Source organism: Paenibacillus sp. S25, from assembly GCF_019454085.1.
GTDB lineage: Bacteria > Bacillota > Bacilli > Paenibacillales > Paenibacillaceae > Paenibacillus > Paenibacillus polymyxa_B.
On the sequence record NZ_CP073683.1, the window covers coordinates 4,206,096 to 4,231,943 of the forward strand.

The following is a 25,848-nucleotide window of genomic DNA, read 5'->3' on the forward strand; positions in this document are numbered from 1 at the left end:
TTAGCGGGGCTAGCCCCTATCTATTACCGCCTGCCACGATTCTGTTACAGCTATAGGCGATTTTGGGCTGGTCTCTCCGCCACCTTCCTGAGTCCATAGCGGCGGATAATAAGAAAACACCTCTCCTGGCTGAAGTTGCTCCATATCCGTCTGCCAACCATTCCAGCGGAATGTCTGGTAGAACAAGCCCAAATCTCCCTCAGCCAACCAGCTCAAGAAACCGGAATAGGCCAGCTCTGTGGATTCCCATTCCAATGCATCCGGTGCAAAATAATAGATATGGCCGCTGCGTCCAAATTTCCCTGTATCCAATCCAAAAAAGCCGCCTGCTGCATCATAGGCCACAATTAGCATTCCTCCAAGTGCAGAAACGCTTGCTGGCTCTTGCAGTCCGTTCCACGAAGTCAAACTACCGTAAACTCCAGTCCCACCCGCACCGAGTAAGGTGATCCATCCGTGATCAAACATGATCCCGCCTGTTTCATAGGCAACCGTTCCCAAGTACGATTTAGTACTCACCTGCAGACGGTATAGCGTATCTCCCCTAGCAGATTCCGATCCTGCCGGTATAATGCGATATGGATTATTCCCTTCTTGCAGGATATTACTGACCTCTTCCCATGCATGGTTATCCTGATCCACCAGCTCATCAACCGTTAATGTATGCATGTTGTTCATTCCCCTTCCTGTATTCCAATATCCATCTTTCAACCTGTGAACTGATTTTCGAAAACTTGCGTTTGCTCTAGAATCACCCACTGATTCACTTCGTCGTATCCTTTTACAATGGTCGTGACCTCATGCTTCGGATACATCCACTCGGATGGTGTCTTTTCCTCATATGTACGAGTGTCTGACAATCCGACTGCATTGTGCTGGAAAATATGAATAAGTGTGCCATGTGGGAAAAATGCTTCAATATAACCTTTTACCTTAGTCCCAACGGGCAGTGCATTTTTGATTTGATGCCATTCCTGGTTGAAGGTGTGAAGATGATTGGACCAGACTTCTTCAAACTCTTTTTTTGTAATTTGCGTATAATAGGGCTCCGTGTCATCAATCGCTTTCTCAGCTAATAAGAAATGATACTGCTCGTGCTTGCGATTAGAGGCGATATACGTGCCGTCATCCTGGATAACAATTTGTCGATAAGCTATTCCATCCGAATCTATTTCAAAATACCAGGTTCCCAAGCCTGGTTCCGGGCAATCCTTAAGATATTTCATGGGCCCCTCCTATTAAAAATTCAATTCGTTTGTATCACTTTTTCCCGCCATAGGTTCTTGCCAAATATGCGAGATATTCCGAACGCGTCAGTCCTCCCATTTGACGGTTGAACTCATCATACGAAATGTCTTCCGGGAATCCGAATTCGGCCAGTGCTTTTTGACGTTCATCCCGATGTAACGGATTATCCAGCGTTTTGTGCCACGCCCGCTCTTCCCAGGAGCCAAAACAGTCGGCAACGATACCTGAATAAGCACCGTTATTTGAAAATTTTCGCGAGGACTTGAACACGGTCTCCCCTTCCGGTTTGAAAACCGTGCCCGTTCCCCATGACAGACTATATGTTTTTTCTTTTCTACTATCCGTACTACAGCCATAGCCGATGGGGAACACAATATCCTCTTCCACTAACAGCTTATGTCCAACCCGCTCGTAGGCACCCCGCATAAAGGAATCATCCATAACAATCCAGGTTGTTTCGGATAACGGGGCGGATGTGATAGATTCCAAAGCTGTTGAACGGTCACGACACGTAAACAAATATGGACGCACAAATAAAGGCATGGTCATGACACTGTTCCAAATGCTTTCCTCTGCAAACAACTGATCCTTTTGCATTTGGCGCAAATCTCCAACAACCAGTACATATCCATCTGTGAATAGGTCTATTTCCACACGAAAGATATCTCCTGGGATTGTTTTATAACGCTGATTTTTCATATGCTTCAGTCGGTGCAACCTGCGATCGTAATCCTTGGGCACAAGTGACGGATATTGCTGAAGCCAATCGATGATTTCTTCTTTACTATGTAAATGCTCACATCCCGTAATAGGGAGTTTCACACCCGTTTTGCTATTCACAGCAGTAACATAACTAAGAGGACGATCCCTTCGAATGCCTGCTGAAAAGGTCACGCCTTCTGCCTTGATACTCGAAACACTTGTGTAATTCAGCTTTTTCTCTTTGCCACGAGCCGTTTTAGGCAAAACAAATGCCCGATCACGAGTAAAAATCTCTACATCGGTTTCTCCATAAGTATCCTCAGTGGAAGAAATTCGCTTGCGAATTACGTCTCCATCCACACAAATATAGTATCCTTCTTTAATTTCTATCACATCCCAATGCTCTTCCAGCACCTCCAGCCCGAAGTACGGTCGTAACGCGTTCGTTAGCCAACTATTCATCTGTTCCTCCAGTTCCAAGTACATCTCAATGCACCTGGGTTCAATTTTCCCAAAGATTATAACATAACGTAGCATGTAGCTCGTTTATTCCTACACTGTTCCAGCTTTGACCAACTCCTCCTGAATCCAGCTACTGCTGGTAGAAAGCTGGAGCAAGTCGGCAGAGATCTGTTTGACCTGCTCTTGCAACACGTGTGACTGATCCGTTCCTTCCAGAAAGCGACTCAAAAAATGAAGAAATACGTCTACCTTCCTAAGCAGCATCAAAATAGGCAAAGCATCAATCTCGTTGTGGCTTAAACGAACCTGGCGGCTGAATCCCCGGCAAAAATCCCGAACAGCTGTCGTCTCCTCCGGTTGTCCCAAAAATCCTGATAAGATGACCGCCGGCTCCATGACCCGAACGTCTAGCGTGCAAAATTCAAAATCAAGCAGTGCAGTTACTAGACTACGATCCGAATCCTTTACTAACAAATTGGAAGCGTTCAAGTCTCCATGTACAAGCTGATGCGGCAACTCTTCCAATGCATGAAGCGAATCTGTAATCTCTTCATAAGCTTCTCCTATTAATCGCAGCTCTTCATGCAAATCCTTTAGAGGCTCAGGCGGATGTAAACAAAAGCCTTGAACCGTTTCCCGGTTACACAATGGATAGGATTGCTGCAAAGCATAATACGGTCGATAGACTGGAGTCATATCAAGATTGAATGTCGCAAGCACTGCCGATAATTCCCCTGTAGTCTCACCAAAAGAATAGGCAAAGCTTGAATCCTGCTCCAGGGGTGATATGCCTTCTATGTATTCGAACAGACACACATATTTGCCGCTTTCCTGCTCCAGTTGAGCGAGCGTCTCTCCCGTGACCGTCGGAATAGGCGTGGGTGTCCTGAACGATAGTGAATGCTTACTCAGCTCCTGCAAAACCGCATGCTCAAATTCAATTTTGTCCCGATCCTTGTGTGTATCGTAGACGCGCAGCACTCCGTTTTGCCCACCACTCTTAACAAAATACGTCGTATTATTCCAACCTCCGGTTCGTTTTTGCAGCGTACCGTTCCACTCCGGCCAATGCCGTCGTAGTATCGCTTCCAAGGATGTATCCTCCCTTATAAACATAAGCTTATGAATTTGCAGATATTATAACAAATATAGACGTCCAATAGAATTGGACGTCCTTGTAATTCTTCATTTCCTCAACTGTTTGTTTCGGATATTTTGCGGGGTGGCACCATACGCTGTTTTAAACTTTTTATAGAAAAAACTCATGCTGTTATATCCCACCTGCTTAAATATCATTTCGAACGGCAGATTGGTATTCACTACCAAAGAATAGGCTGCATTGAGTTTAATGTTGGCAATAAGCTGAGTGTAAGTAAGACCGGTTACTTTTTTCAACTTATTACTTAAATACGTACTATTGTAATTAAAATGGTTAGATAATTGCTGTAGGCTTAAATGCTGATAGTGCTCTTCCATGTAATTCAGAATAGAGGTAATATTATTTTCCTGCTGGTTTAAGTGAATATTATGCTCGCTTTCCAATACACGGACCAATTCTCCAAATACAATTTGCAAATAAGCCTTCACCAATTCCATCGAATCCTCTTGTCTGGAATAATATTCGATTAAGATCCTACGCAGTATATATTGAAGGTTTTCATTATGCTGCGACTCAAAAATAATAAAGTGATTATGGTGCTGATGCTGGAGGACAGAATTGGCTAGAAATTCGCCAATCAGGCTTTTTTTCTTAGATAGCCGCTGCAGAAATAGGGATGAAATCGTTTCTCTTTGTAGCAAGATATTAATAAGTATATCGTCTTCTCCCAAAGGAGCGATGCTGTGAGGCACATCCTTATCCAGGACACATACTTGGCCTTCACAAAGCTGAATTTCTTTGCCTGCTATGATTTGGTTGCACTTACCTGAGTAAACATAGTTTAATTCAATAAATTCATGCATGTGCTCCAGCATCGAAGCAAATCTATTGTGCTTGCTAATATAAATATCATGTTCTCCGAAGAAGAATAAAGCGGGCATTCGATACATTTTCTGATTCATATCAAAAAATCGCTCATTTTCCGAATCCTTGGAGAGATCATTAATCACCTGATTGTTTTGCTGTTGTAAAAGTTCAATTTCCGTTTTGTTTCTCAGCAACTGATCCAACTCATGAAGGTTCATAAACACTGACTCCTCCTTCAGACTCCCCATTAACTGTGGACTGCCGCTTGAGTTTTGCTTCCCTTTCCTCTAATAGCAATTCCCAGACAAAGGAGTGCTGCAATCGTAAATACAATCGCAGAGACAAGGAAGGAAAATGAAGCCGTTTCATTTCCAGACAACACGCCAACTAACTTGATCACATAAGGCGAAGCAAACGCTCCCAAATTGGAGCCTACCATTGCAATTGAAATAGATATCGTCTCACTGCCTTTAGGTACGATTTTAGTTAGTATGGTAAAAATATAAGGAATAAACAGCGCAAAACTAAAGCCAATGATCAACATGGCAACGGTAACCATGGTAACATTCTGAGCAAACCATAGTAGTACAAAACCACTTGCTGTTAATAGACTGGAGATAAAGGGAGCGTAATTTCTAAACCATTTATAGATTCTACCAAACAAGAAGCCTGCAATCATGGTGGACAAGGAAAACAGCGTTAACGCAGTTCCTAAAAAACCAGCATTGGGCATGCTCTTTTCAGCAATCATAATGCCTGTTTTGGTATATACAATCATGATAAAAGTCATAAACAGAAAAAGTGCAGCCCCTAATCCAAGTACAGGTATGGATATTCCCCCGCTCTTGTGACCCTTTTCTGTCGAATCCTCTACTGTAGGCTCCCCGCGCTCTGGTTCGGGAATGATCAGAAAGAATAATAGCGCAATAGGAATGGTGATTCCATAGCATAAAAAAGCGAACTGCCAGTCAATTAGGGCGAGCTGCCCTGCCACAAAGGTAGCCAAGCTGCTTCCGAGTCCTTGAACGGCGCTTTGAAAGCCTACTAATTGAGCACGTTCATCCCCTTCAAAAAAATCACTAATTAAACTGACGGCCAGTGAATTGAACATCCCGAGACCTGCACCTAGTACCAAACGCAGCGCAAGAATCCATGTAATGTTCGTCGTGAACATGGGAAGTATTCCGCCGATGACTACAAGCAAAAGCCCTAGCAGGACTGTATTTTTTTTACCCAATCGTGAAGAAATCGGGCCACTCAACAGCACAAACAGCATCATCGAGAAAGATGGAATCGTGACTACGCTTTCAATCAGCGAACTGGAAACGCCTGATAATTGGTTCAGCATCATCGGTATGACAGCCGAAATGGCACTCGCTGACGTCAGGACTAAGGAAATGGATAGCAACGCCGTTTTAAACAAAACTTTGTTTTTTATATTCATTAAGCTCTCACCTCTAGTCTATGTTATTTAGCCTCTAGTTGCATCTGTATTGGAATGTATACTGTCCAGAACCGACCGTAAACGTCATTTCATGATCTCCGCCCCTTTGGAAAATCGCCTGTTCCCCTGTAGAACCTAATTTCCCGGCCAGCTCCTGTGGCACATCACCAGGCGGATACTGAATCGACGGATATTGCATAGCAATGGTCTGCTGTAGTGCATCCGGTTCCATAACGCTCGGAAGTGTAATCTCAGCCGTCGTATTATGTGGCACGTGAACCGTCATCTTCATTTCTTTATTCACGATTTCCCATTGGACTTCAAGCGTGCCATATGGCGTCTCCAGCTTGCCATGGGCCGAAGTAAGATTGGCAGGCGGTTTAGGGGCTAAACGTGATTTTTTATAGCCCGCTTCAAGCACATCGATTCCGGCAATATTTTGGTACATAAAGTCTCCTACTGAACCGTACGAATAGTGATTGAACGAGTTCATATCGGTGCTCCAGAATGAGCCGTCCACTTTGATGCTATCCCAATGCTCCCACATGGTCGTTGCTCCCCGTTCAACCTGATAGAGCCATGAAGGATAATCATTTTGAAATAAAATGTTATAAGCGACATCCGTGTAGCCATGGTCGGATAAAACCAGACATAGATAGGGGGTGCCCACAAAGCCAGTATCCAGATGCATATCATTTTTTTCTATGAGCCGTACGAGCTCCTGAATCACTTGCGTTTTATACTTTTCTGGCACCAATCCGAAGTGCAAAGCCACAACCTGTGCAGTTTGGGTATTGGAGGTTAATTTGCCCGCGTCATCGAAGTAGCGGTTCGCAAAAGCCGTTTTAATCCCCTCATGTAAGTTTTTATATGTGTTGTAATCGGTATAACGATTCAGCAGTTTGGCCGTCTGTGCCAAAATATGAGTCGAATACGCAAAGTATGCAGTGGCCACCAGCGTTCCGTCCGTCGCCCCAAAATAGCTTCCTTCCGCGCTATCCAGCGCCAGCCAGTCTCCCAGCTGCAAACCGGTATCCCAAAGACATTCTTCGTCCCCCTGGGCGCGAATATAATCCACCCATGCTTTCATACTGTCATACTGCTGCACTAAGATTTGCTTATCCCCATAGCATTGATATAGGGTCCACGGACATATAACCGCCGCGTCTCCCCATGCTGCCGTCGTTTTGTCCATATTGTCGGCAAAGGTTCCTTTGAGGACATCCGGCACTACAAAAGGCACTGCCCCATTTTCCAGCTGGTTGTAAGCCAAATCCCTAAGCCACTTTCGGAAGAAGGAAGCCGCGTTCATATTGAAGCTGGCCGTTCTAGCAAAAATCTGTGCATCGCCGGTCCAGCCTAATCGCTCATCACGCTGCGGACAATCGGTTGGCACATCCAGGAAGTTCCCCTTCTGCCCCCACACGATATTGTGTTGAAGTTGATTCAGCTTTGGATCAGATGTCTCAAACACCCCGATCGTCTCCATGTCCGAATGCAGAACAACACCCGTAAAATCTTCAATCGTAACGCCATCAGGAAAGCCCTCAAGCTTCACATATTGAAAGCCTTGAAAAGTGAAATGCGGCCTAAATATCTCCGTCCCCTTCCCGCTACAAATGTACGTAATCTGCTGCGCTGCATCACGAATATTATCTCTGTAAAAGTTCCCTTGCTGATCCAGCACTTCACCATGAACCAGATTCAGAACCGTACCTTCGGGAGCTTCAACTTGAAATTCCAGCCAGCCTACCATATTTTGACCCAAGTTAAGCACCAGCTCACCTTTAGGAGTTCGAATGAGTTCAACAGGCTTCAATCGGTTCATCACACGGACAGGCTCGTTCTCCTGAGCAATCAGATGACTTAACGGGAACGAGACGACCTGCATCATTTTTCGTTCGGTTAAGGAGCTATGTTCCGCTGCCTGCTGCTCAAGTCGGGCATCATAGATTTCGCCGTTATAAATATCCGACATTAAAATGGCACAGCTCGTTTCCTCCCATGAAGAATCAGAGCAAATGACTTCAGAACGGCCATCTTCATAACTAATCTTCATTTGAAATAACAATGCATTCGTGTTCCCGTAGGTGTCCTTGCGCTTTTGCCAGCCCAGATAACCGCTGTACCAGCCTTCTCCCACCGTGGCTGTAATTCGATTATGTTGTTCTCGAATGGTAGAAGTCACGTCATATGCTTGCACCTGGACACGATCGTTATAATCCGTCCATCCCGGGGTAAAGTAGGCATCGCCCACTCTTTGTCCATTGAACTCCAGTTCATACAGCCCAAGGCTTGTAGCATAAATGACTGCTTTTTTCACTTTACCCTCAACCGAAAAATATTTGGAAGCGGCAAAAGGAGCTCTTGTCTGAAACTGTTCATGGAGGCTCCGCTCCTTTACTGTGATCCATTGTGCCTTCCAGTCCTGCTCATGGAGCAGCCCCATCTCCCAAAAGCCGGACTCACTCCATTCCGATTCTTCCGGTTCTGTGTCACCCGCTCCCTGAGCCCACACTTTTACCCGATAATAATATCTTTGTCCTGATTCCAGTGGGGGGCCTTCATAGGGAAACAAAATGGATTGGTCCGAATAGGTAAAATGATTCCAAATCAGCGGTTCAAAAGTGGGATGAACGGATACTTGCAATTGGAAACGTTTTTGAGAAACATACATTTTTTCAGATTCGATCTGCCAGCTTAACCGCGGTTTTAGACAACCCAATCCAATCGGATTATTTAAATGCTCGCATCTAAGCGCTTTCACTTTTAGCATTCTTATGTCCTCCCTGAGGTCTTCTTTTGTGTTTCTATATTCAAATTAAAACGCTTCCATTGATTGTTCGCAATGTTGTATCCCTGCATGTTATATGCTTGATTTACAGGTGTTGAAATTCCACCCCTTATATTAAATCTTAAAATGGATTTATTAGAAAAATATGTACGATTGTAGAGCAGCTACACTTAAAAAAAGCCTGAATCCGTTTGAGAAGGATTCAGGCTTTATTCTTGCTAGAAGGTTTATCTATTCTTTTTCAGCTGGCTTATGCCTGTCCAGCTAGCGCTTGTTCGGGCGTGGAAGCTGGATACAAGTGACAGGCTACCTGCCGCCCTGGTGCAGCTTCGGCAAAGATGGGCTGTACTTTGCTGCATATCTCCATGGCTGCCGGGCAGCGATTATGAAACGCACAGCCACTTGGCGGATTTTCTGGACTGGGCACATCCCCTTTAAGTACAATCCGATCACGCTCCGCTTCCGGATCAGCTACAGGTACCGCAGACATTAGCGCCTTTGTATACGGATGCAGCGGCTCTCTGAACACTTCTTGGGTCGGTGCGAGTTCGACCAGCTTGCCCAGGTACATCACACCCACGCGGTCGCTGATAAATTTAACGACCGACAGATCATGAGAAATGAACATATACGTCAGGTCATATTGTTTTTGCAGGTCCTTCATCAGATTGAGCACTTGTGCCTGAATCGACACATCGAGGGCCGAGACCGGCTCGTCACACACGATAAATTTGGGATGAAGCGCCAGTGCCCGTGCGATCCCGATCCGCTGGCGTTGACCACCCGAGAACTCATGCGGATAACGATGCGCATGATAAGGAGACAATCCGACCACTTCGAGCAGCTCTTCCACCCGCTCTTTGAGCTGCGTTTTGCTTAGCTTTTCATGTGTGATGAGCGGTTCTTCCAGCACCTGCTGTACTGTCCATCTGGGATCAAGCGAAGCAAACGGATCTTGAAACACCATCTGCATATCCGTTCTGAATTTGCGCAGCTGCTCTGTGTTTAGCTTACGTATATCCGTGCCATTAAACAGAATCTCTCCATCCGTCGGTTCGATCAATCTGAGAATTGCCCGTCCAGTTGTGGATTTGCCGCAGCCGGATTCTCCCACGATCGCCAGGGTTTCACCCTGCTGTACAGTCAGGTTAATACCATCCACCGCTTTGACTGCTCCCACTTGTTTGGAAAAAAGTCCTTTTTTGATCGGGTAGTGTTTTTTCAAATTACGTATTTCAAGCAGTGTACTCATGATATCCCTCCTGCTGTAGCAAGCAGCGGCTTTTGTGTCCGGGTTCCACTTCTGTAAGCTCCGGGGCCTCTGCATGGCAAATTTCCTTGGCAAACTGACAACGTGGTGCAAAGCGGCAGCCTTTTGGCATATCAAGTGGGTTGGGAACCTGGCCCGGAATGGAAGCCAGACGCTCCTGATCACTATTCAACTGTGGTAGTGAGGCAAGCAAACTTTGTGTATACGGATGCTTGGGATCTTTAAAAAGCGTTTTTACATCGGTTTCTTCTACCACTTGTCCGGCGTACATAATCACGACCCGATCGCACATTTCAGCAACGACACCAAGGTCATGAGTAATCATCAGAATGGAAGTTCCTTCGGACTTCTGCAGCTCACGCATCAAGTCAAGAATCTGTGCTTGAATGGTTACATCTAGTGCCGTTGTCGGTTCATCGGCGATCAGCAGTTTCGGATTGCACACCATCGCCATCGCAATCATCACCCGTTGGCGCATCCCGCCCGAGAGTTCATGCGGATAAGAAGCGGCTACTTTTTCTGGACGTGGAATTCCCACTTTCGTCAGCATTTCCACAGCCATGTCTTTCGCTTTGTGTTTGCTTACACCGTGGTGGTATCGGGCAGACTCCGCAATTTGCTTGCCGATTTTGAACACAGGATTTAGCGAAGTCATCGGCTCCTGAAAAATCATGGCCATCTCATTGCCACGAATCGAGCGCATTTTCCGCTCCGAAAAATCCAGCATGTTTTCACCGTTAAACCGTACTTCACCAGCGGCTACTTTCCCAAGTCCCTTGGGGAGGAGCTGCATAATGGAAAGGGAGGTAATGCTCTTGCCGCACCCGGATTCTCCAACGATTCCGAGTGTTTCGCCTTTGCCAACCGATAGATCGACGCCGTCCACAGCCCGGATGGTGCCAGCCGCAGTCTTGAACTCCGTCCGGAGGTTGGTTACTTCAAGCAGTTGTGCCATGCCCTCTTCCTCCTCCTTGTCCATCATTGAACCTTCATGTTCTTTTTAACTTAGGGAATAAAGCTTATTCAGACTTGCCCATCGTTTGCAGATGCTTCATCGTACCGTACAGTTTAGTAATATGTTGAAACTCCTTTTCCGAATGAAAAGAGCATTGCCCACGTCCATAAGCTTTGGCTGTTTCTACAGCCAATTTGGCCGCCAGCGCAATATCGCTTTCGTGGCTGGCTCCCGTTGCACTGCCTGGGACAGGAGCAGCAGCCGTGATGGCTACACCAACCACTGGGGCGGAAGTTGCTACTGCTGGCTGCAAAATGCTGTTAATGTGATACAGGTCGTTACCATAAGGTGTGATGTCCTGCGTAGTTACAGCAAACGTGACACACGGTTCGCCAGTAACGGTCTGAACAATATCGACGAGGTCTTCACTAATTCGTAGCACGTAGCCTTCACGTACCGTTGGGGAAATGGCAATACCTTTATGGTTAATGACCCGATTCCCTTTGGTCGTATCAATGGACAGGATCGCTTCCATTTCGGGTGTCACTTCATATTTGTTCATCGTCAAAATATCTACGGGTGAATCCATAAATGGAACCGGATCATGGGGCTGAGTGGGTGCATCTGGACAAATATGTGTACAGATGATCACGTCTCCATCAAGCACATCTCCTTTGGACTGCATGCTCAATAGTTTAGCCGCCGCCGAAATTGCCGCTGCTGCACCGTCACCATCGGATACAAATCCGATCATCTCCGGTCGTGCTCCAAGTCCACCAAGTCGCCCTACTACACCCAAGGTTGGAGAATCGCCTCCCTGAATGCGACCCGTTTTACCGGCAATAACAATTTTAATAAAATCCGTAGAGCCCTTTTCACCTTTCACGGTGGAGACCGTAATCTCCGCTTGACCCAGTTGTTCCAAATAAGCTTTGACTTCTGCCCCACTGGCAAACGGACTATCCAAAAGGTCATAGACTTCAAAAACTTGTTTCATCATACGGCAGATCCCCTTATGCTTCTTTTTGTGTTGTTTTCAGATATTTAAGCGCCGTTAAGGCGTATACTTTCGCAGATTGAATGATCTGCCATACCGGAGCTTTTTCATTAAAATTGTGAATGGTCGACAGTTCGGCAGGCCCGTATTGCAATACCGGGATGTTGTATTTGCGGAATGCACGTGCATCGCTGGTTGCCCATTGCAATACGCCATAGGCCTCTTTACCGCTGACCTCAGCGATAGATTCCACAAGCTCCTGTACAATCGGCTCGGTTGGAGGGGTCCAGTTGGCATTCCCATAAAATCCGAATTGTTTGGGCTCCGCGTCAATGCCAACACTTGCAAGCAATTCTTTGGCCTTCGCCAGTACATCGCGGTGGTCTACGCCAAATGGAACACGGGAATCCACTTGCACTGTGCAACGGTCTGCAACCACATTGACTTTGGTGCCTCCCTGAATCGTACCAATGTTCACTGTTACATGATCAAACGCTTGTCCATAGCTTGGGTTCTCCCGTTCGCTTGCATAACGCTTGGAAATTTCAATGATCTCTTTGACTTCTTCCGGGATGTCCGGCTTGATGTCCCACAGTTGTTGCAGCGCTTCAATCCCTTTTGCTGCCTTCAAAATAGCACTTTCACCTGCTATCGGCTGCAAACTGCCATGACCCGGTGTGCCTTCAACGGTAAATTCAAACCAGCAACTTCCCTTTTGCCCGATGGTCGGGTTTTGCGGGCCGGAAGGCTCTGCAATCACAGCAGCTGTTCCTTCAATCAGTTTTCTTTCCAGCACCCAAGGTACTCCAAGATGTCCCCCGGTTTCCTCGTCTGGAACTACAAGCAACGACAACGCACCTTCGAGTGGTACGCCTAGTTTGGAGAACAGCGCAACGGTAAATATTAATCCGCCCAGTCCTGCTTTCATGTCCGAAGCACCGCGGCCCAGGAGATAGCCATCACGAATTTCACCACAGAACGGATCAAAATCCCAACGAGTACGATCCCCTGCTGGCACAACGTCCGTATGTCCACAGAAAATCAGTTTTTTTCCGTCCGCCGTTTCAGCGCCATAATCAGAAATGAGATTCCACATATTCGGCCCGGATTCATGCACCGTTGTTTCTATACCTGCTTCTTTAAGATAGTCCATAATGAACTGACTAATTTCGCGTGAATCACCTGGAGGATTTTCCGAAGGAAACTGAATTAACCGCGAGCATAGCTCAAGCAATTCGTCCTGCCGTTTATCTATTTCATCAAGAACCAACGTTTTCCAATCTGTCATTTCCATTCAGTCCCTTCACGTTTTTCATTTAGCCAACTAAATTTTTTACGATCCATCGGGATCAGCTTTATACTTTAGGTGTAAAATGATAGCCTTCGGCTGTAAAAACCGAAGGCATAAGGTAAGATCACAACTTACTCTTTATTCAATGAATAGAATCGGATAACCTCATCTGGGTAGTAAACATATCCAGTGACGTCTTTGCTCATACCAACAACGCGATTGTATTCATACAGGTACGCCCATGGCGAATCTTGATTTATAAGCTCTTGTGCTTTGCCATACAGCTCTTTACGTTTATTTTCATCTTGCTCTTTGCCTGCTTGTTCCCAAAGCTTATCCACTTCTGCATTAGCATAATGCATATAATTCGAGGAACCGCCGCTGTACATCAGGAACCCGAGATGGTAACCAGGGTCGTTGACGAAGGAAGTCCATTTGGAAATGTATGCTGTCAGGTTGCCTTCTCGTTGCTGTTCAAGGAACTGTGCACGAGCAACATTGACAACATTCATCTTTACGCCAATCTTGGCAAGTTCAGCTTGAATCAATACGGCATCATCTGCCCAGTCCTGGAAGCCGGAGCCCAGTGTCAGGTCAAAATTAAACCCATTAGGATAACCCGCTTCTGTAAGCAGTTGTTTTGCTTTGTCCAGGTCGTGCTTGTAGCTGTAACCCGCATCGGTGTAGCCAGGCGTGTTACTCGCTACAGAACTCTTCATTTGCTTTGCTTGACCGTACATGACATCGTCGATTAATTGGTCGTAAGGAATGGCATAAGCAATCGCTTGACGCACTTTTGGATCATTAAAAGGTTTGACTTTGTTATTCATGGCGAAATACAGAATCCGGTTACTTGCATTGGATTGAACCTTCAGATCAGCGTTGGTTTCCAGCTTCGAAACGTCCTTTGCAGGAATCTCAATCGCCATGTCCACATCGCCTTTATCCAGCAGAAGTACACGGTTGGAAGCTTCCTTGGTAAACTTCATCGTTACTTTGCTCAGATTTGGCGCTCCTTGCCAGTAGCTGGCATTAGCATTAAAGACAGCTTCTGTCGCAGGGTCCCATTTTTCAAGCTTGAACGGACCTGAACCTGCCGCATGTGTTTTCAAATAGTCGCCATCGCCATTTTCTTTGACAAGCACATCATCCACAATGGAGAAGTTGTACAATGACAGGATTTGCAGAAACATATGATTGGGTTGGGACAATGTAACGACAACGGTGTGCTCATCAGGCGCTGTAGCGGTTTTAATGGAGCTCATACCATACAGGAAGCTACCGGAATCGGAATTTTTAAGCCGCTCAAAGGAATACAACACAGAATTGGCGGTCAGCGGGTTGCCGCTTTGGAATTTAACGTCTTTACGCAGATGGAGCGTATAAGTCATGTTATCAGCGGACACATCCCATTTTTCAGCCAGCATGGGCTTAATGGCTTCCGTATCTGCCACTTCACCGCTATCTGTAGACTTTTTGCCATAGGTCACAAGCTGATCATAGAGCGCTAGCACAAGGGTATCCGATGTAAGATCACTTGCTTCAGCAGGGTCCATGGTTGACCCTCCCTCCGAGTAAGCAAGTGTAATCGTCTTTGGTGGGGATGGGGCATCTGCGCCTTTCTCTCCAGATGAAGCGGACGGGCTGTTAGCATTGCTCGCACAGCCTGCCGTCCATAGCAACGTAGACAAGACGACAATTAGAGAAAGACTTTTTTTCAACATGGCTTACGTTCTCCCCTTTAATGATCTATTTATTTTTATTTGCTAGAGCGCAGTCTAGGATCAAGAACATCCCGCAAACCGTCTCCAAGCAAATTGAAGCCCAAAATAGCTGTCGCAATTCCAAGACCCGGGAAGGTTACAATCCACCATTCACCGGAAATGATATACGCTCGCCCTTCTGAAATCATTGCGCCCCATTCAGCAATCGGGGGTTTCACACCGAGCCCCAGGAAGCTGAGACTGGCTGAGGTGAGGATGGCGAAGCCCATTCCAAGCGTTGCATTCACAAGCAGTGGGGCAAGTGCATTAGGCAAAATGTGGCGAAACAGGATCGTTCCGTTCGTTACACCAATCGCCCGGCTGGCCTCAACAAACTCCTTTTCCCGGAGAGAGATGGTTTGTCCGTGAATCAGTCTGGCGAATTCGGGTATGCCTACAATGCCCACGGCGATGAGTGCACTCATCAGTCCTGGCCCCATCGCTGCAGCAATGGCCATGGCGAGTACCAGCGACGGGAAAGCCAACAGAATATCCATACAGCGCATAATAATGCTGCCCATTCGACCGCCATAGAAACCTGCGATGGCTCCAAGCGGTACGCCGATGATAAATGAGATCGACACGGCAATCATCCCGGTCCATATGCTGATTCTGGCTCCGTAAATGACACGGCTGAGAATGTCACGTCCGTAATTATCTGTCCCAAACCAATGTTCTGCACTTGGCGGCAGCAGCTTGTTCGCCGGGTCGGTTACATAAGGATCATGTGGAACGATCCATGATGAGAGGATGGCAATGAGCGTCCAGCCAACGATAAAGATGAATCCGATTAAAGCGAGTTTATTGCCAAACAGTAATCGCCAAAAGGTCTTGCGTTTCGGTATAGCGGCTGCATTGGGCTGAGGTACAGCCGCTTTTGCCACCAAATCACTTGCAGTGCTCATCCGAGTACCTCCCCCTACTTTTGTGCTTCGTTCATTATTCGTACCGGATACGTGGATCAATCAATCCGTAAACCAAGTCGACTCCAAGATTGATAAAGCTGTAAATCAGCGCACTTACGAGGGTAAATGCTTGAATCGGTGCGTAGTCAGCCGCCAAAATGGAGTCCGTCACATAGCTGCCCACTCCTGGCCAGGTAAAAATGGTTTCGGTAATAACCGCTCCACCAATCAGGTAACCGACCTGCAAACCAAGTACGGTAAGTGTTGGAATAAAGGCGTTAATGAGTGCGTGCTTGTAAATGACAATCCCTTCGCGCAGACCTTTGGCTCTGGCTGTGCGAACAAAATCCTGACCGATCACTTCCAGCATGCTGGAACGCATCATCCGTGCCACAATCGCCATAGTGCCTGTACTGAGACAGACTGCTGGCAGAACCAAATGGGATAAACTGCTTTTTAAAGCTACAAAATCACCGGTCATCAAACTATCGAGTACATAAAGTCCCGTAACATGCGTCGGCGGATTGATGTCACCGCTAATTCGACCCATGGGCGCAGGAGCGATGCCCCATTTAGCATAGAAGATATAAATGAATAACAGGCCAATCCAGAAAATGGGCATACATGCACCGATCAAGGAAAACACACGTGAAATGTGATCAACAATCGATTCTTTACGGGTTGCTGCCAGGATGCCGATTGGGATTGCCACCAGAATCGCAATAACCAAGCTTGCCAGCGCCAACTCGATGGTTGCTGGAAACCGGGTAGCAAAGTCGCTTGCCACTGACTGTCCGGTGTGATAAGCCTGACCCAGATCACCTTGGAACAATCCAACTACATAATGAAAAAATTGAATGTACTTCGGTTGATCCAGTCCCATGCTGCTTCGAATATTTTCAATCGTCTCGGGTGTAGCCTGTTCCCCCGCAAGCATCACGGCAGGATCACCCGGAAGCACTCTTGAGATCATGAATGTAATGACGACAATACCAAGCAGTGCCGGAATCATTTGTATCAATCTACGTAGTGTGTATACGGCCACAGCCTGTCCCCCCTTATCCGTAATTCTTCGTGTCTTTGTCACCTTTCTTTTCATCACTTGTTATTTTTACTTATTGTACTAAGGAACAAGAACGGTTTCCACGTCCTGAATAACTAAAAATAATGACGAATTTTGTCGTTTTCGCACTAAAGTTACTCATCATGTTATTTAAATGTCGTGTTTTATTTGAATATAGAAATCAAAATCAGCATGATGCCAAAAAAAGCGGCCCCCTTTCAAAAGGAAATCGCTTGTTTTTTATATATAGATTGTATTAGGCCGATCAGGAAAGGAGAAATAATCGCGTGCACTGCAAAGAACGAGGTGTTCGACTCAGTAGCTTGCTGTCCGGTCGCACATTGAAGCGAGGGGTAGCGAAAATACGTATTGCTTTGTCTTTCTCTATAGATTTCCAGTCACGATAATACCATTTGCTCGCTTCAGGTGTGCTCTGACCCAAGCTATAAAGGAATCGATAAATATGCGCAATTCCGGCTCCTTGGCAGGCCAAGCATCCAATTCTGTTAATATCTCATGCCATATCGACTCCGGAATCGGATTATCCCAACAGGGATCAAAAGCCTCATACGTTTCCCCCGTATCAGGATCGTCAAATGGATATTTGGACTTTAACGCAGACAACACGATATCAAAGTCATCTGCGTAGATAAAGATTATCTCCTCCAGCTTTGGTTCATCCGTATCCCCATAACGCAGCGGTTCAAAAGTATATCCAATATTGGCTCGTGGACCACTATAGCGATAGATTAGTGTCTGAATCTCTTTTTTGTCCTCCTTACTCAATCTCACCATTCCTTTCTTCGGCTATAACTCGAACCAATCCGCAGCGCATTTCTCTTCTTCCAGCACCCTGCACATTCCTTCCCTCCACTTCACCGCATCTTCGCCACCAATATGAAATAGACAATAGATATAAAGTTCACCATCTTTTAACCCTTCAATATTCCTTGCCTCTTCCACAGACACCTGGAACGCCTCAGGCCAATCGGGATCATTCTGAAGCAGGACAAAGCCATCCTCATCCCTTTGCATCCGATATCCGTCAATCCTAGGCAATGCTTCAGCTAAACGATCCATTAGCACTTGAATATCCTTAACATCTGCGACTTTAATTCCATACTCCCAACCCATTTGCATCCCTCCAATTTCATGAACTCCTCCTTAACTAGCCCCCCCCCTAAATCGGATTTCACCTTCTCATTCACCTCAGGAGTTCCGTCGCAGTCCGCATATAAGAGGTGCTTTTTTGTTTAAAACCACCCATTTTTGCTGGATTCCCATGTTCCTCCCATTTTCCTTCTTCTTTCCCTGAATTTTCTTAAAACTTATTATTTCTTATAACTTATTATAATAGATACCTAAACTATGTAGTTTATGTATTAGCAAATTGAGACCTTTTGACTATCATTCAAACCAGCAAACAAAATAGGCTCTCGTGAATATAGCACGGAAGCCTATGGGTTCATCAAACAACTCTTTTATTTATTTGGCCTTCTGAGATACCAGTTCACTATTCCCTTTTCTCTTTCTTACCCCCAACATAATGACAGCCATAACAGCTACCAGAGCTGCTATAAGAGCAAAAGGAATATATTTGTCCACCCGATATAGCGTCGTTGTCAAAATAGGAGCAATAATCGCAGAAATGCCTTGGACAGTGGCCACCAGTCCAGCGGCTCCCCCTTGCTGTTCTTTACTGACAGAAAGAGAAGCCCCAGCCATAAATCCAGGCATAAGCAAGCCTGTACCTATACCAAACATAAAGAACGCTAAATAATAAACGACCATGCTGGCTGACATGAGGAATATCAGCATACCGGCAATAAGGAACAGAGAACCGAGCAAAATCATCGGCTTGGGTTGCCATTTAAGCCATTTCATCTGAACGATCTGTACAATCAGCATCGCTGCACCGGAAAACATAAGTCCAAAGGAAACCACTCTTGCTGTTTCTTCAGATGAAAGGCCTAATTGATCTTGAAAATAAAATCCGCCTATAACCTGGATGGTCACAATACTAATCATCGTAACCAAACCTGCAAACAAATACATTCGTAGACCAGGTTGAAACGGGTTAATCCGAGCTGGCTTTTGCTGAATAACGGGTTTGGCAGACGGAATTGCCAGCAAGGCCACTACAAATGCTACAGCCGCAATCACAATCCCAAAATATAGCGGCCACAGCAAGCCTATTAAAGTAAAGGCACCTGCAATAGCAGGCCCAAATACTAATCCGAGTCCATTGGCCGCGCTAATGATAGCCATCCCACTGCCTCGATCTTCTCCCTCGGTCACATCTCCCATATAAGCTTGGGAGGATGACAATACCGCCGGGATAAACCCGCCGATCAAACCGCGTGTAACAATTAACAGGACTAACAGCAGCCCCCCGCTGAGCCAACCATTTAATCCTGCAAAAAGAGTAAGCGTAAACAGCAAGCAGCTTACGCACATCCCTATGAATCCAAGCAGAATCACAGGCTTGCGTCCCTTTGCATCACTCAAATTTCCCCATATTGGGGCCATTAAGGCCATCGTTATGGAGCCAAGCGATATAATTAACCCAGAATGACTTTCTCTTAACCCCAACTCACGAATAAGGGGCGGCATAATTGGAGCAATGAGCATGAGCCCTAGCATAGCCACAAATACACTGAAAAAGATGCTCCCTTTTATTCTGTTCATCCTCGCACACTCCTCTGTTATAGATTCTCTCTATGCAGAAGTATACGGAGCATACCAAGAAACTACTGCCTGTATACGGATAAATTTGCGGTTAAACGGATTTAATTTAACATTAGATAAGCTTACGATAAAATTAGGCATAGCCTTTAGGACAGGAATCAACTTCCTGTCGTTCGGTGGATAGGTAGTCGATTTGGTTCAGATTTGGTTCAGAGGTCTTTAGTATAGTAATTCAATAGTGTAAGAAATCATATTAGCAGGTTAGTCATTATGGAGGATCTTAGTAAGTTCATCGTGACACCAGAAAATTTATGGAGGAAGTTTATGAGTAAAATCAAGTCTTTTTGTTTATCTTATCTTGCTGTTATCGTCTTATTAGGGACATGGACATGGAGTTTTTCCGAGAGTGCTGTGTATGCAGACACTTCACCAGTACCTAGTGTAACGGATGCTGTGTATGCTACTGAAACCACGGTAACGAGTTGGACAAATCCTTCTAAACAAGGTCAATCCGTAACGTTTAGTATTAAAACCATCTCAACCCCACAAATTACGAAAGATTTAACCGGAACGGTAGTCCTTATGGACGGTACGGATATATTAGATACGCTGACGATGAGGCCAAATGGCATTGCGAATGGATATGCCAATGCGACCTACACCACAAGCGATTTAAGTGTGGGAAGTCACCCGATTACAGCTATATACAGTGGAGATGTTCGATTTGCTCCGAGTACATCTGAAGCGTATATACAGGTTGTAAATGGAGATACAAACACTGATTCTACTGGAAATACTGGCGGAACTGGTGACACTAGTGATAACGACAGCAGCAGCAGCAATAAAAAAGATAAGAAGGATAACACGGAAAGCAGTGATTCATCTTCTTCCAGTGAAACAACCACCCCTTCATCACCATCGGTTTCAACAACGGATGTACCGACTCCGGAAATCATGCCAGTAGAGCAATCCGAGGTTGCGCATGAAAAATATATAACGGGTTATCAGGATGGTACATTCCGACCGGACCAGTCAATTACACGAGCTGAAACCGCCGCGATGATGGCTAGGATTATGAAGCTGGAGACAAAAGAAGGCTTAATGACATACAAAGATGTACCTACCACGTATTGGGCAAAGGGTTCGATTATAGCACTTACGACACAGCACCTGATGAATGGATATGCAGATGGAACATTTCGACCAGAGCAACCCATTACCCGTGCAGAAATGGCAGCAATACTCGCATCCTGGAAGCAGCTTAAAGGAACGCAAACCGCAGCGTCTCCCTATACCGATATCGAAAAGCATTGGGCAAGAGATTCCATTGTAGCGCTAGCTAATGCGGGATGGATTACTGGTTATAACGACAACAGCTTCCAACCCAATAAATATATAACACGAGTAGAGACTGTTACAATTTTGAACACTATCTTAAAGCGAGGACCCCTGGAAGGAACAATTCAGGCTACATGGAAGGATGTACCAGCAGATTACTGGTCATTCAAAAATATTGAAGAAGCATCTCGTACCCATACTTCAACCATCGATTCAGAGGGTGCAGAAACTTTCGTGAATTAAGCACCAAATAAAAGCTGGACCCTTTCTATACAGGGTTCCAGCTTTTTATTTACCTGATATTTAAAAAAAAGTGCCAAAAGAAATTTTAAAATACCTTCTTTAAGGACGATGGCTTCACTCCGTATTCCCGGAAAAATTGCTCTGAAAATGCACTCACATTGCTATATCCTACAGCCATCGCAGCTTCAGTCACATTGCTTTCTTGGCTTCGGAGCAGTTTCATCGCATAATCGAGGCGAATTTGGCGCAAATATTCAAATACAGTAGTTCCAAAGCAGGCTTTGAATCCTTTTTTTAATTTAAAATCGTTTAATCCAACCTTTTTGGATAATGTGATCAGCGAGGGTGGATCAATCATGCTGGATTCGAGTATCTCCCGAGCCATATGCAGCTTTCTGACATCTTCTTTAGACAAACCCTCGGGCATAGGTGTTAAATCAAATAATTGAATCATAAATCGATTTAAAATCTCAAGTGCCGCTGCTTCCATTAACAAAGGCGATTTATGCACACTTTTCAAGTCTTTGATCAAATGTTCAATCATCACTATACTTCTGTGATCCAGTTCAAAACTAAAGTGATGGAATGCAGCTCCCTTAAGAATTTGATTAAATTCAATAGCTACCTGCCGACGAGCCGCTAACTGTGAAGCCGCATAATTAAACAACGAAACAGGAATTCCAAGTGCAAAAGATTGGTATTGTTCTTTAACCGGAGGATGGAAACATGCTTTGAAATCCTGTAAAAAAATAAGAGCACCCTGCCCCCTCGGGAGTGTATAATCCAGACCAGCCACATTCACATGACGTTGACCCGAAAGCGCAAATTGAAGTTCAATCATTTGTCCTCTGGAAGCAAAGTTGGTCGGATACGGCTCGTGATATTGAATATGCGAATACACAATCTCAATTCCACTATAAGTTGTAACTCGGTAGATATGTCCATGGCCCGCTTCCGGTAACATCATATACGTATGCTCGTTCTGTTGTCTGAACGGGGTCTTTTCCAAATAATGCTGATATATTAATGATAACGAATTTGAATTCACAAGCGTCCACCTCAAATGTTTTCATTCATCCTGATCCTTCGAATGAGAATCGTTATCAATAATAGTAGCTGAATTTGAATGGTTTGACCAGACCTATTGGAGTAAGCTGTGGAGACATTCGGGGGTCTATTAATCCCAATCCATATAAAACGTTGCCTTCAATTTACCCTTCTCACATACTGGACAGCTTAAATGATGAAGAACATTGTTTTCAATGTGTTCCTGTTTCATGACACTCGTGCATCTAGGACAAGCATAAGAAATCCTGTACTGGGATGAGTCGGATTTCATCTCTATAAACAATTCATTGCGTATAGCCTGACAGTCCGGACACACATATAGAGCGTCATAAGCATCATATCTCGTCGAAGGATTGCCTATGAATTCCTCAATACATCGTTTAAGGGCAGCATCCTTTACAAACGAAGCAACGGATTCCAAACTCATATATGCAAGACCAAATCCTACAAATATGTTCTCAGTATAAGTACAGTTATCACAGTCCAGCTTGTACGCTTTCCCCATTTGTTCCCCTCTTTATATCTATCCCTTTACGAGATTTGCTGAATGAGTGACCCGATTTCTCCCGCCACTTTTGGAAGCATACAGAGCCAAATCCGCTTGATGAACAATTGTTTGTTCCGTATCCTCTTGCGTAACCGTTGCCACCCCAATACTCACAGTAATAGCATATTCTCCCCAATCCATCGAGGCCGTCGTGAAGCGGTATCTTTCCGCTGTAAGAATAGCTTCTTCTTGATCGTTGCCCGGAAGAATAATTACGAACTCCTCGCCGCCATACCGAGCGACAATGTCCCTGTCCCGTGACATGGTTTGCAGTAATTCTGCCAGATTCGTAAGCACTAGGTCGCCCACTGGATGACCATAAGTATCATTAATACTTTTGAAACGATCAATATCAATGATAAGCAGCGAAAAAGATATTCCACTCTCACGAAAGGACGCGAGGCTAGCTAGTAATTGATCTTGGAAATACCTTCTATTTTTAAGACCGGTTAACGGGTCCGTTGATGCCATCGTTTCAAGCTGGAGATTAATCCTTTCTAGCTCCTGCTGTTTGATTTCATATTCTTCGTGCAACCGTTCAAGCTTCTGGTTCGCTTCATTCGTAGCCTGATATAATTCCTGAAGCTTGGTTTTGGTCTGCAGAATATCTCTCTCATGTTCAATTCGCTTACGCATCATAAGCACTACACAATCAATAACAGTTTCTCCGTTGCGTTCCTGGCGCACCCCGTTTAGAAGTACAGGCACATCCTGTCGATCACTTGTCCGAAACGAAAAGTACATCTCATCGACATGCCCGTACAGCTGAATATAGGGATAAAAATAAGTATGAAAAAATAGCTTGTTGGTAACAGACATTGTGGATTCAATAGGACGTCCGAGCAATTCATTACGATCATAAAGCAGCATATCCAATAAAGTTTGATTCACCGATTGAATGAAGCCAGAATCCGAGATTGAGAAATATCCACAGGGAGCCTTATCTAATTGAATATCCATTTCATAACTGCCTTTCTTCTGTTATTACACACTGGCTAAATACTCTTTAATCAGATCGCTTGTTTCTCCAGGTTGACTTAAGTGAGGATAATGCCCCTTCGCCCTCATCTGTTGAAGCCTGCTGTTTTTAAGATGAGTATGTAAATACTTCCCTACTTCAATCGGAGCAATGCTATCGTCCGAGCACTGGAGAATCAGTGTAGGAACCGAAGCATGCTGGAGATCGACACGGCAATCCGAAAAAAAAGTCACTTCCGCAAATTGTCGTGCAATATGAGGGTCTCTTGAGCAAAAGGTTTTCTCCAACTCTTCGGTTAATTCCTGTCGTTCAGGATTCTGCATAACAATGGGTGCCAGGTAACTAGCCCAGCCGATAAAGTTCATTTGCATCATATCAAGCAATTCATCGATGTCACTCTTATCGAAGCCTCCATAATAATAGGGGAGGTCATTCACATAACGAGGAGAGGGACCGAGCATGACGATGCGCCCAAAATATTGGGGATTGCGGATAGAAGCAAGCATTCCGATCATACTACTAACGGAGTGTCCGACGAATATGACATTTCTTAATTCTAGCGCTTCCATAATATCTAGCACATCTTGGGCATACCCTTGTAAGTCGCTGTATTTTTCTGAATCATAGTATTTAATTTGAGAATCTCCAGAACCTACGTAATCAAATAAGACGATTTGGTAGTTGTCGATAAAGCTAGGGACGATATAACGCCACATATCCTGATCGCATCCAAAGCCATGAGCAAATACGATCGTTTGGCTGCCTGAGCCCAGCACTTTTACATTATTACGTAAGAGGATGTTAACGGCCATTATAAATCACCTCTCTGAGGTAGTATCTTCTATTAGCTTCTTTTCATTATTATATCGGAAAGAGATTTGATTATGGATAATGAATCTCATTCAGAAATACATGTACTCCATATTCTTCTAGTTCGGAGTAACTCTGTTCATGTAACTCATTCAAATTCATACATGTATCCTCTCCTGGTTATTCATCTTAAAAAATGTTTTTTTATAGGCAAAGGCATCGCAGAGAATATTAATTTGCCTAATTGCTCTGGAGATTCCTTCATGCCATTCTCAAGCCAGTCCTTAGTCACATTCACTCCTCCATAAGCGTTAAATCTTATAGCAAAAATTTACTATTAGAAAAAGTCTCGGCCTGTAATCTACATTTCCATTACGGAATGTACAAATTCACAGACCGAGACTTTTTTTCATTCTTTATTCTGCTTCAACATCATCCGTAATTTTTTCTACTAACCCTCTCAAGCCGTGGTTGGTTACATTTAATTGATCAATAATATTCATAAATTCCGTTACAAGCTTGGCTTGCTCTTGGGAGGAAACCGCAATCTGCGTGATTTCTTGTTCCATGTTATAAACCGATTGTCTGACGGCTTGCAAGGACTGTTCAATCCGTCCGGTTGCTTCCTTGGTGCCCGTAGACATTTTTCGGATTTCTGTAGCCACAACCCCAAAACCAGCTCCTGCCTCACCCACTCGGGCTGCTTCAATTGCTGCATTTAATCCAAGCAAGTTCGTCTGCTCTGAAATTTCCTTAATGTAGCCGGCCACCTCAGTCACGTTACCGGAGTCCTCAACCGCCTGTTTAGTATTGCTTAGAATTTCTTCGGCTGTCGCACTAAGCTCCTCCGAATGGGCCGCCACATGCTGAATCCCTTCAACTAGCTTGCTTGTAACATCCTCGGCTTGAGTCATCAACTTCTTCAGTTGATCTTGATTATCCATACTATAGGTGATACATATTACGGCCTCGATTTCATTCTGTTCATTCTTAATCGGATGAAAGTAAGAATCAGCAGCGATGCCGAAAACTTCAGCAGCGTAACGCTCTCTGGTCTTTTTACCGCCTACTAGCATTTTGAAGTCTCTGTGCACATCAGGAAGAGGATCGCCAGCTTTGAAGTCACAAACTAAGCTTTTACCCGACTGAAAGAACAGAAATTTTTCCCTGTCCATTACGGAAATTGAAACATCTTGTCGTGCAGCTTCTTTGATAAATGGCATGGCGGTCAAAACAGCTTCTACTTGATTCATAATATGTATCCACTTCCTTATATTTTGATATAAGTCCTATCCTCTATTTCGACATTTTCATC

At 44.9% G+C, this 25,848-nt stretch carries 24 protein-coding genes; 1 reads left to right on the forward strand and 23 read right to left on the reverse strand.

Translation table 11 applies throughout. The features are described from left to right. Positions 1-9: 9 nt before the first annotated feature. From KAI37_RS18330 to KAI37_RS18410, 17 genes are all read right to left on the reverse strand, one after another. Positions 10-669: a DUF2625 domain-containing protein gene (locus KAI37_RS18330; protein ID WP_220029971.1), complete on the reverse strand. Its 660-nt coding sequence runs from the start codon at positions 667-669 to the stop codon at positions 10-12. A gap of 38 nt (positions 670-707) precedes the next feature. After that, complete coding sequence (locus KAI37_RS18335; protein ID WP_220029972.1) at positions 708-1,226, reverse strand: hypothetical protein; 519 nt, start codon at positions 1,224-1,226, stop codon at positions 708-710. A gap of 34 nt (positions 1,227-1,260) precedes the next feature. Then, positions 1,261-2,412 carry an Imm26 family immunity protein gene (locus KAI37_RS18340; RefSeq protein ID WP_220029973.1) on the reverse strand — a complete coding sequence of 384 codons (1,152 nt, stop codon included), beginning with the start codon at positions 2,410-2,412 and terminating at the stop codon, positions 1,261-1,263. A gap of 90 nt (positions 2,413-2,502) precedes the next feature. Next, complete coding sequence (locus KAI37_RS18345) at positions 2,503-3,504, reverse strand: phosphotransferase (RefSeq protein WP_220029974.1); 1,002 nt, start codon at positions 3,502-3,504, stop codon at positions 2,503-2,505. 93 nt (positions 3,505-3,597) lie between these two features. Further along, on the reverse strand, positions 3,598-4,596 hold the full coding sequence (locus KAI37_RS18350) for an AraC family transcriptional regulator (protein ID WP_076293961.1): 999 nt from the start codon (positions 4,594-4,596) through the stop codon (positions 3,598-3,600). Positions 4,597-4,625: 29 nt separating this feature from the next. Beyond that, positions 4,626-5,822: an MFS transporter gene (locus KAI37_RS18355; protein WP_076293960.1), complete on the reverse strand. Its 1,197-nt coding sequence runs from the start codon at positions 5,820-5,822 to the stop codon at positions 4,626-4,628. A gap of 34 nt (positions 5,823-5,856) precedes the next feature. Beyond that, entirely contained in the window at positions 5,857-8,598 is a 2,742-nt protein-coding gene (locus KAI37_RS18360) for an alpha-L-rhamnosidase (protein ID WP_220029975.1), read from the reverse strand. Between the two features lie 268 nt (positions 8,599-8,866). Beyond that, positions 8,867-9,868 carry an ABC transporter ATP-binding protein gene (locus tag KAI37_RS18365; RefSeq protein ID WP_071642096.1) on the reverse strand — a complete coding sequence of 334 codons (1,002 nt, stop codon included), beginning with the start codon at positions 9,866-9,868 and terminating at the stop codon, positions 8,867-8,869. Continuing rightward, on the reverse strand, positions 9,852-10,841 hold the full coding sequence (locus KAI37_RS18370) for an ABC transporter ATP-binding protein (protein WP_071644357.1): 990 nt from the start codon (positions 10,839-10,841) through the stop codon (positions 9,852-9,854). Before KAI37_RS18370 ends, KAI37_RS18365 begins: the two co-directional genes overlap by 17 nt. Positions 10,842-10,905: 64 nt before the next feature. Then, positions 10,906-11,841, reverse strand: a complete 936-nt coding sequence (locus tag KAI37_RS18375; protein ID WP_103744709.1) for a DUF1177 domain-containing protein — start codon at positions 11,839-11,841, stop codon at positions 10,906-10,908. Positions 11,842-11,854: 13 nt separating this feature from the next. Next, positions 11,855-13,126: a M20 family metallopeptidase gene (locus KAI37_RS18380; RefSeq protein ID WP_023989677.1), complete on the reverse strand. Its 1,272-nt coding sequence runs from the start codon at positions 13,124-13,126 to the stop codon at positions 11,855-11,857. 134 nt (positions 13,127-13,260) lie between these two features. Next, positions 13,261-14,853, reverse strand: coding sequence for an ABC transporter substrate-binding protein (locus KAI37_RS18385; protein WP_023989678.1), 1,593 nt, complete (start codon positions 14,851-14,853; stop codon positions 13,261-13,263). 35 nt (positions 14,854-14,888) lie between these two features. Continuing rightward, positions 14,889-15,797: an ABC transporter permease gene (locus tag KAI37_RS18390; RefSeq protein ID WP_028542289.1), complete on the reverse strand. Its 909-nt coding sequence runs from the start codon at positions 15,795-15,797 to the stop codon at positions 14,889-14,891. 34 nt (positions 15,798-15,831) lie between these two features. After that, positions 15,832-16,842 carry an ABC transporter permease gene (locus KAI37_RS18395; protein WP_023989680.1) on the reverse strand — a complete coding sequence of 337 codons (1,011 nt, stop codon included), beginning with the start codon at positions 16,840-16,842 and terminating at the stop codon, positions 15,832-15,834. 402 nt (positions 16,843-17,244) lie between these two features. After that, a complete protein-coding gene (locus KAI37_RS18400) occupies positions 17,245-17,646 on the reverse strand; it encodes a hypothetical protein (RefSeq protein ID WP_220029976.1) in 402 nt (133 codons plus the stop codon). A gap of 21 nt (positions 17,647-17,667) precedes the next feature. Beyond that, entirely contained in the window at positions 17,668-17,994 is a 327-nt protein-coding gene (locus KAI37_RS18405) for a hypothetical protein (RefSeq protein WP_104496185.1), read from the reverse strand. A gap of 351 nt (positions 17,995-18,345) precedes the next feature. Next, positions 18,346-19,548, reverse strand: a complete 1,203-nt coding sequence (locus KAI37_RS18410; protein WP_071642105.1) for an MFS transporter — start codon at positions 19,546-19,548, stop codon at positions 18,346-18,348. Positions 19,549-19,872: 324 nt separating this feature from the next. Here KAI37_RS18410 and KAI37_RS18415 point away from each other — a divergent pair, with 324 nt between their 5' ends. Next, a complete protein-coding gene (locus KAI37_RS18415; RefSeq protein ID WP_220029977.1) occupies positions 19,873-21,129 on the forward strand; it encodes an S-layer homology domain-containing protein in 1,257 nt (418 codons plus the stop codon). Between the two features lie 85 nt (positions 21,130-21,214). On the opposite strand, the gene KAI37_RS18420 is transcribed toward KAI37_RS18415, so the two are convergent. From KAI37_RS18420 to KAI37_RS18445, 6 genes are all read right to left on the reverse strand, one after another. After that, positions 21,215-22,177 carry a helix-turn-helix domain-containing protein gene (locus KAI37_RS18420; RefSeq protein ID WP_071642109.1) on the reverse strand — a complete coding sequence of 321 codons (963 nt, stop codon included), beginning with the start codon at positions 22,175-22,177 and terminating at the stop codon, positions 21,215-21,217. 129 nt (positions 22,178-22,306) lie between these two features. Beyond that, positions 22,307-22,702, reverse strand: coding sequence for a hypothetical protein (locus tag KAI37_RS18425; protein ID WP_220029978.1), 396 nt, complete (start codon positions 22,700-22,702; stop codon positions 22,307-22,309). Positions 22,703-22,720: 18 nt separating this feature from the next. Further along, entirely contained in the window at positions 22,721-23,704 is a 984-nt protein-coding gene (locus KAI37_RS18430) for a sensor domain-containing diguanylate cyclase (protein ID WP_071642111.1), read from the reverse strand. 24 nt (positions 23,705-23,728) lie between these two features. Next, on the reverse strand, positions 23,729-24,535 hold the full coding sequence (locus KAI37_RS18435; protein ID WP_220029979.1) for an alpha/beta fold hydrolase: 807 nt from the start codon (positions 24,533-24,535) through the stop codon (positions 23,729-23,731). Between the two features lie 182 nt (positions 24,536-24,717). Continuing rightward, positions 24,718-24,864 carry a TetR-like C-terminal domain-containing protein gene (locus tag KAI37_RS18440; RefSeq protein WP_345945632.1) on the reverse strand — a complete coding sequence of 49 codons (147 nt, stop codon included), beginning with the start codon at positions 24,862-24,864 and terminating at the stop codon, positions 24,718-24,720. 85 nt (positions 24,865-24,949) lie between these two features. Further along, positions 24,950-25,786: a methyl-accepting chemotaxis protein gene (locus KAI37_RS18445; protein WP_071642115.1), complete on the reverse strand. Its 837-nt coding sequence runs from the start codon at positions 25,784-25,786 to the stop codon at positions 24,950-24,952. Between the last annotated feature and the right edge of the window lie 62 nt (positions 25,787-25,848).

Bases quoted from the DNA above. Each gene is read 5' to 3' on its own strand.
- KAI37_RS18330 (WP_220029971.1), bottom strand. From the start codon at position 669: ATGCATACATTAACGGTTGATGAGCTGGTGGATCAGGATAACCATGCA.
- KAI37_RS18335 (WP_220029972.1), bottom strand. From the start codon at position 1,226: ATGAAATATCTTAAGGATTGCCCGGAACCAGGCTTGGGAACCTGGTAT.
- KAI37_RS18340 (WP_220029973.1), bottom strand. From the start codon at position 2,412: ATGAATAGTTGGCTAACGAACGCGTTACGACCGTACTTCGGGCTGGAG.
- KAI37_RS18350 (WP_076293961.1), bottom strand. From the start codon at position 4,596: ATGAACCTTCATGAGTTGGATCAGTTGCTGAGAAACAAAACGGAAATT.
- KAI37_RS18355 (WP_076293960.1), bottom strand. From the start codon at position 5,822: ATGAATATAAAAAACAAAGTTTTGTTTAAAACGGCGTTGCTATCCATT.
- KAI37_RS18360 (WP_220029975.1), bottom strand. From the start codon at position 8,598: ATGCTAAAAGTGAAAGCGCTTAGATGCGAGCATTTAAATAATCCGATT.
- KAI37_RS18365 (WP_071642096.1), bottom strand. From the start codon at position 9,868: ATGAGTACACTGCTTGAAATACGTAATTTGAAAAAACACTACCCGATC.
- KAI37_RS18370 (WP_071644357.1), bottom strand. From the start codon at position 10,841: ATGGCACAACTGCTTGAAGTAACCAACCTCCGGACGGAGTTCAAGACT.
- KAI37_RS18375 (WP_103744709.1), bottom strand. From the start codon at position 11,841: ATGATGAAACAAGTTTTTGAAGTCTATGACCTTTTGGATAGTCCGTTT.
- KAI37_RS18380 (WP_023989677.1), bottom strand. From the start codon at position 13,126: ATGACAGATTGGAAAACGTTGGTTCTTGATGAAATAGATAAACGGCAG.
- KAI37_RS18385 (WP_023989678.1), bottom strand. From the start codon at position 14,853: ATGTTGAAAAAAAGTCTTTCTCTAATTGTCGTCTTGTCTACGTTGCTA.
- KAI37_RS18390 (WP_028542289.1), bottom strand. From the start codon at position 15,797: ATGAGCACTGCAAGTGATTTGGTGGCAAAAGCGGCTGTACCTCAGCCC.
- KAI37_RS18405 (WP_104496185.1), bottom strand. From the start codon at position 17,994: ATGGGTTGGGAGTATGGAATTAAAGTCGCAGATGTTAAGGATATTCAA.
- KAI37_RS18410 (WP_071642105.1), bottom strand. From the start codon at position 19,548: ATGAACAGAATAAAAGGGAGCATCTTTTTCAGTGTATTTGTGGCTATG.
- KAI37_RS18415 (WP_220029977.1), top strand. From the start codon at position 19,873: ATGAGTAAAATCAAGTCTTTTTGTTTATCTTATCTTGCTGTTATCGTC.
- KAI37_RS18425 (WP_220029978.1), bottom strand. From the start codon at position 22,702: ATGGGGAAAGCGTACAAGCTGGACTGTGATAACTGTACTTATACTGAG.
- KAI37_RS18430 (WP_071642111.1), bottom strand. From the start codon at position 23,704: ATGGATATTCAATTAGATAAGGCTCCCTGTGGATATTTCTCAATCTCG.
- KAI37_RS18435 (WP_220029979.1), bottom strand. From the start codon at position 24,535: ATGGCCGTTAACATCCTCTTACGTAATAATGTAAAAGTGCTGGGCTCA.
- KAI37_RS18445 (WP_071642115.1), bottom strand. From the start codon at position 25,786: ATGAATCAAGTAGAAGCTGTTTTGACCGCCATGCCATTTATCAAAGAA.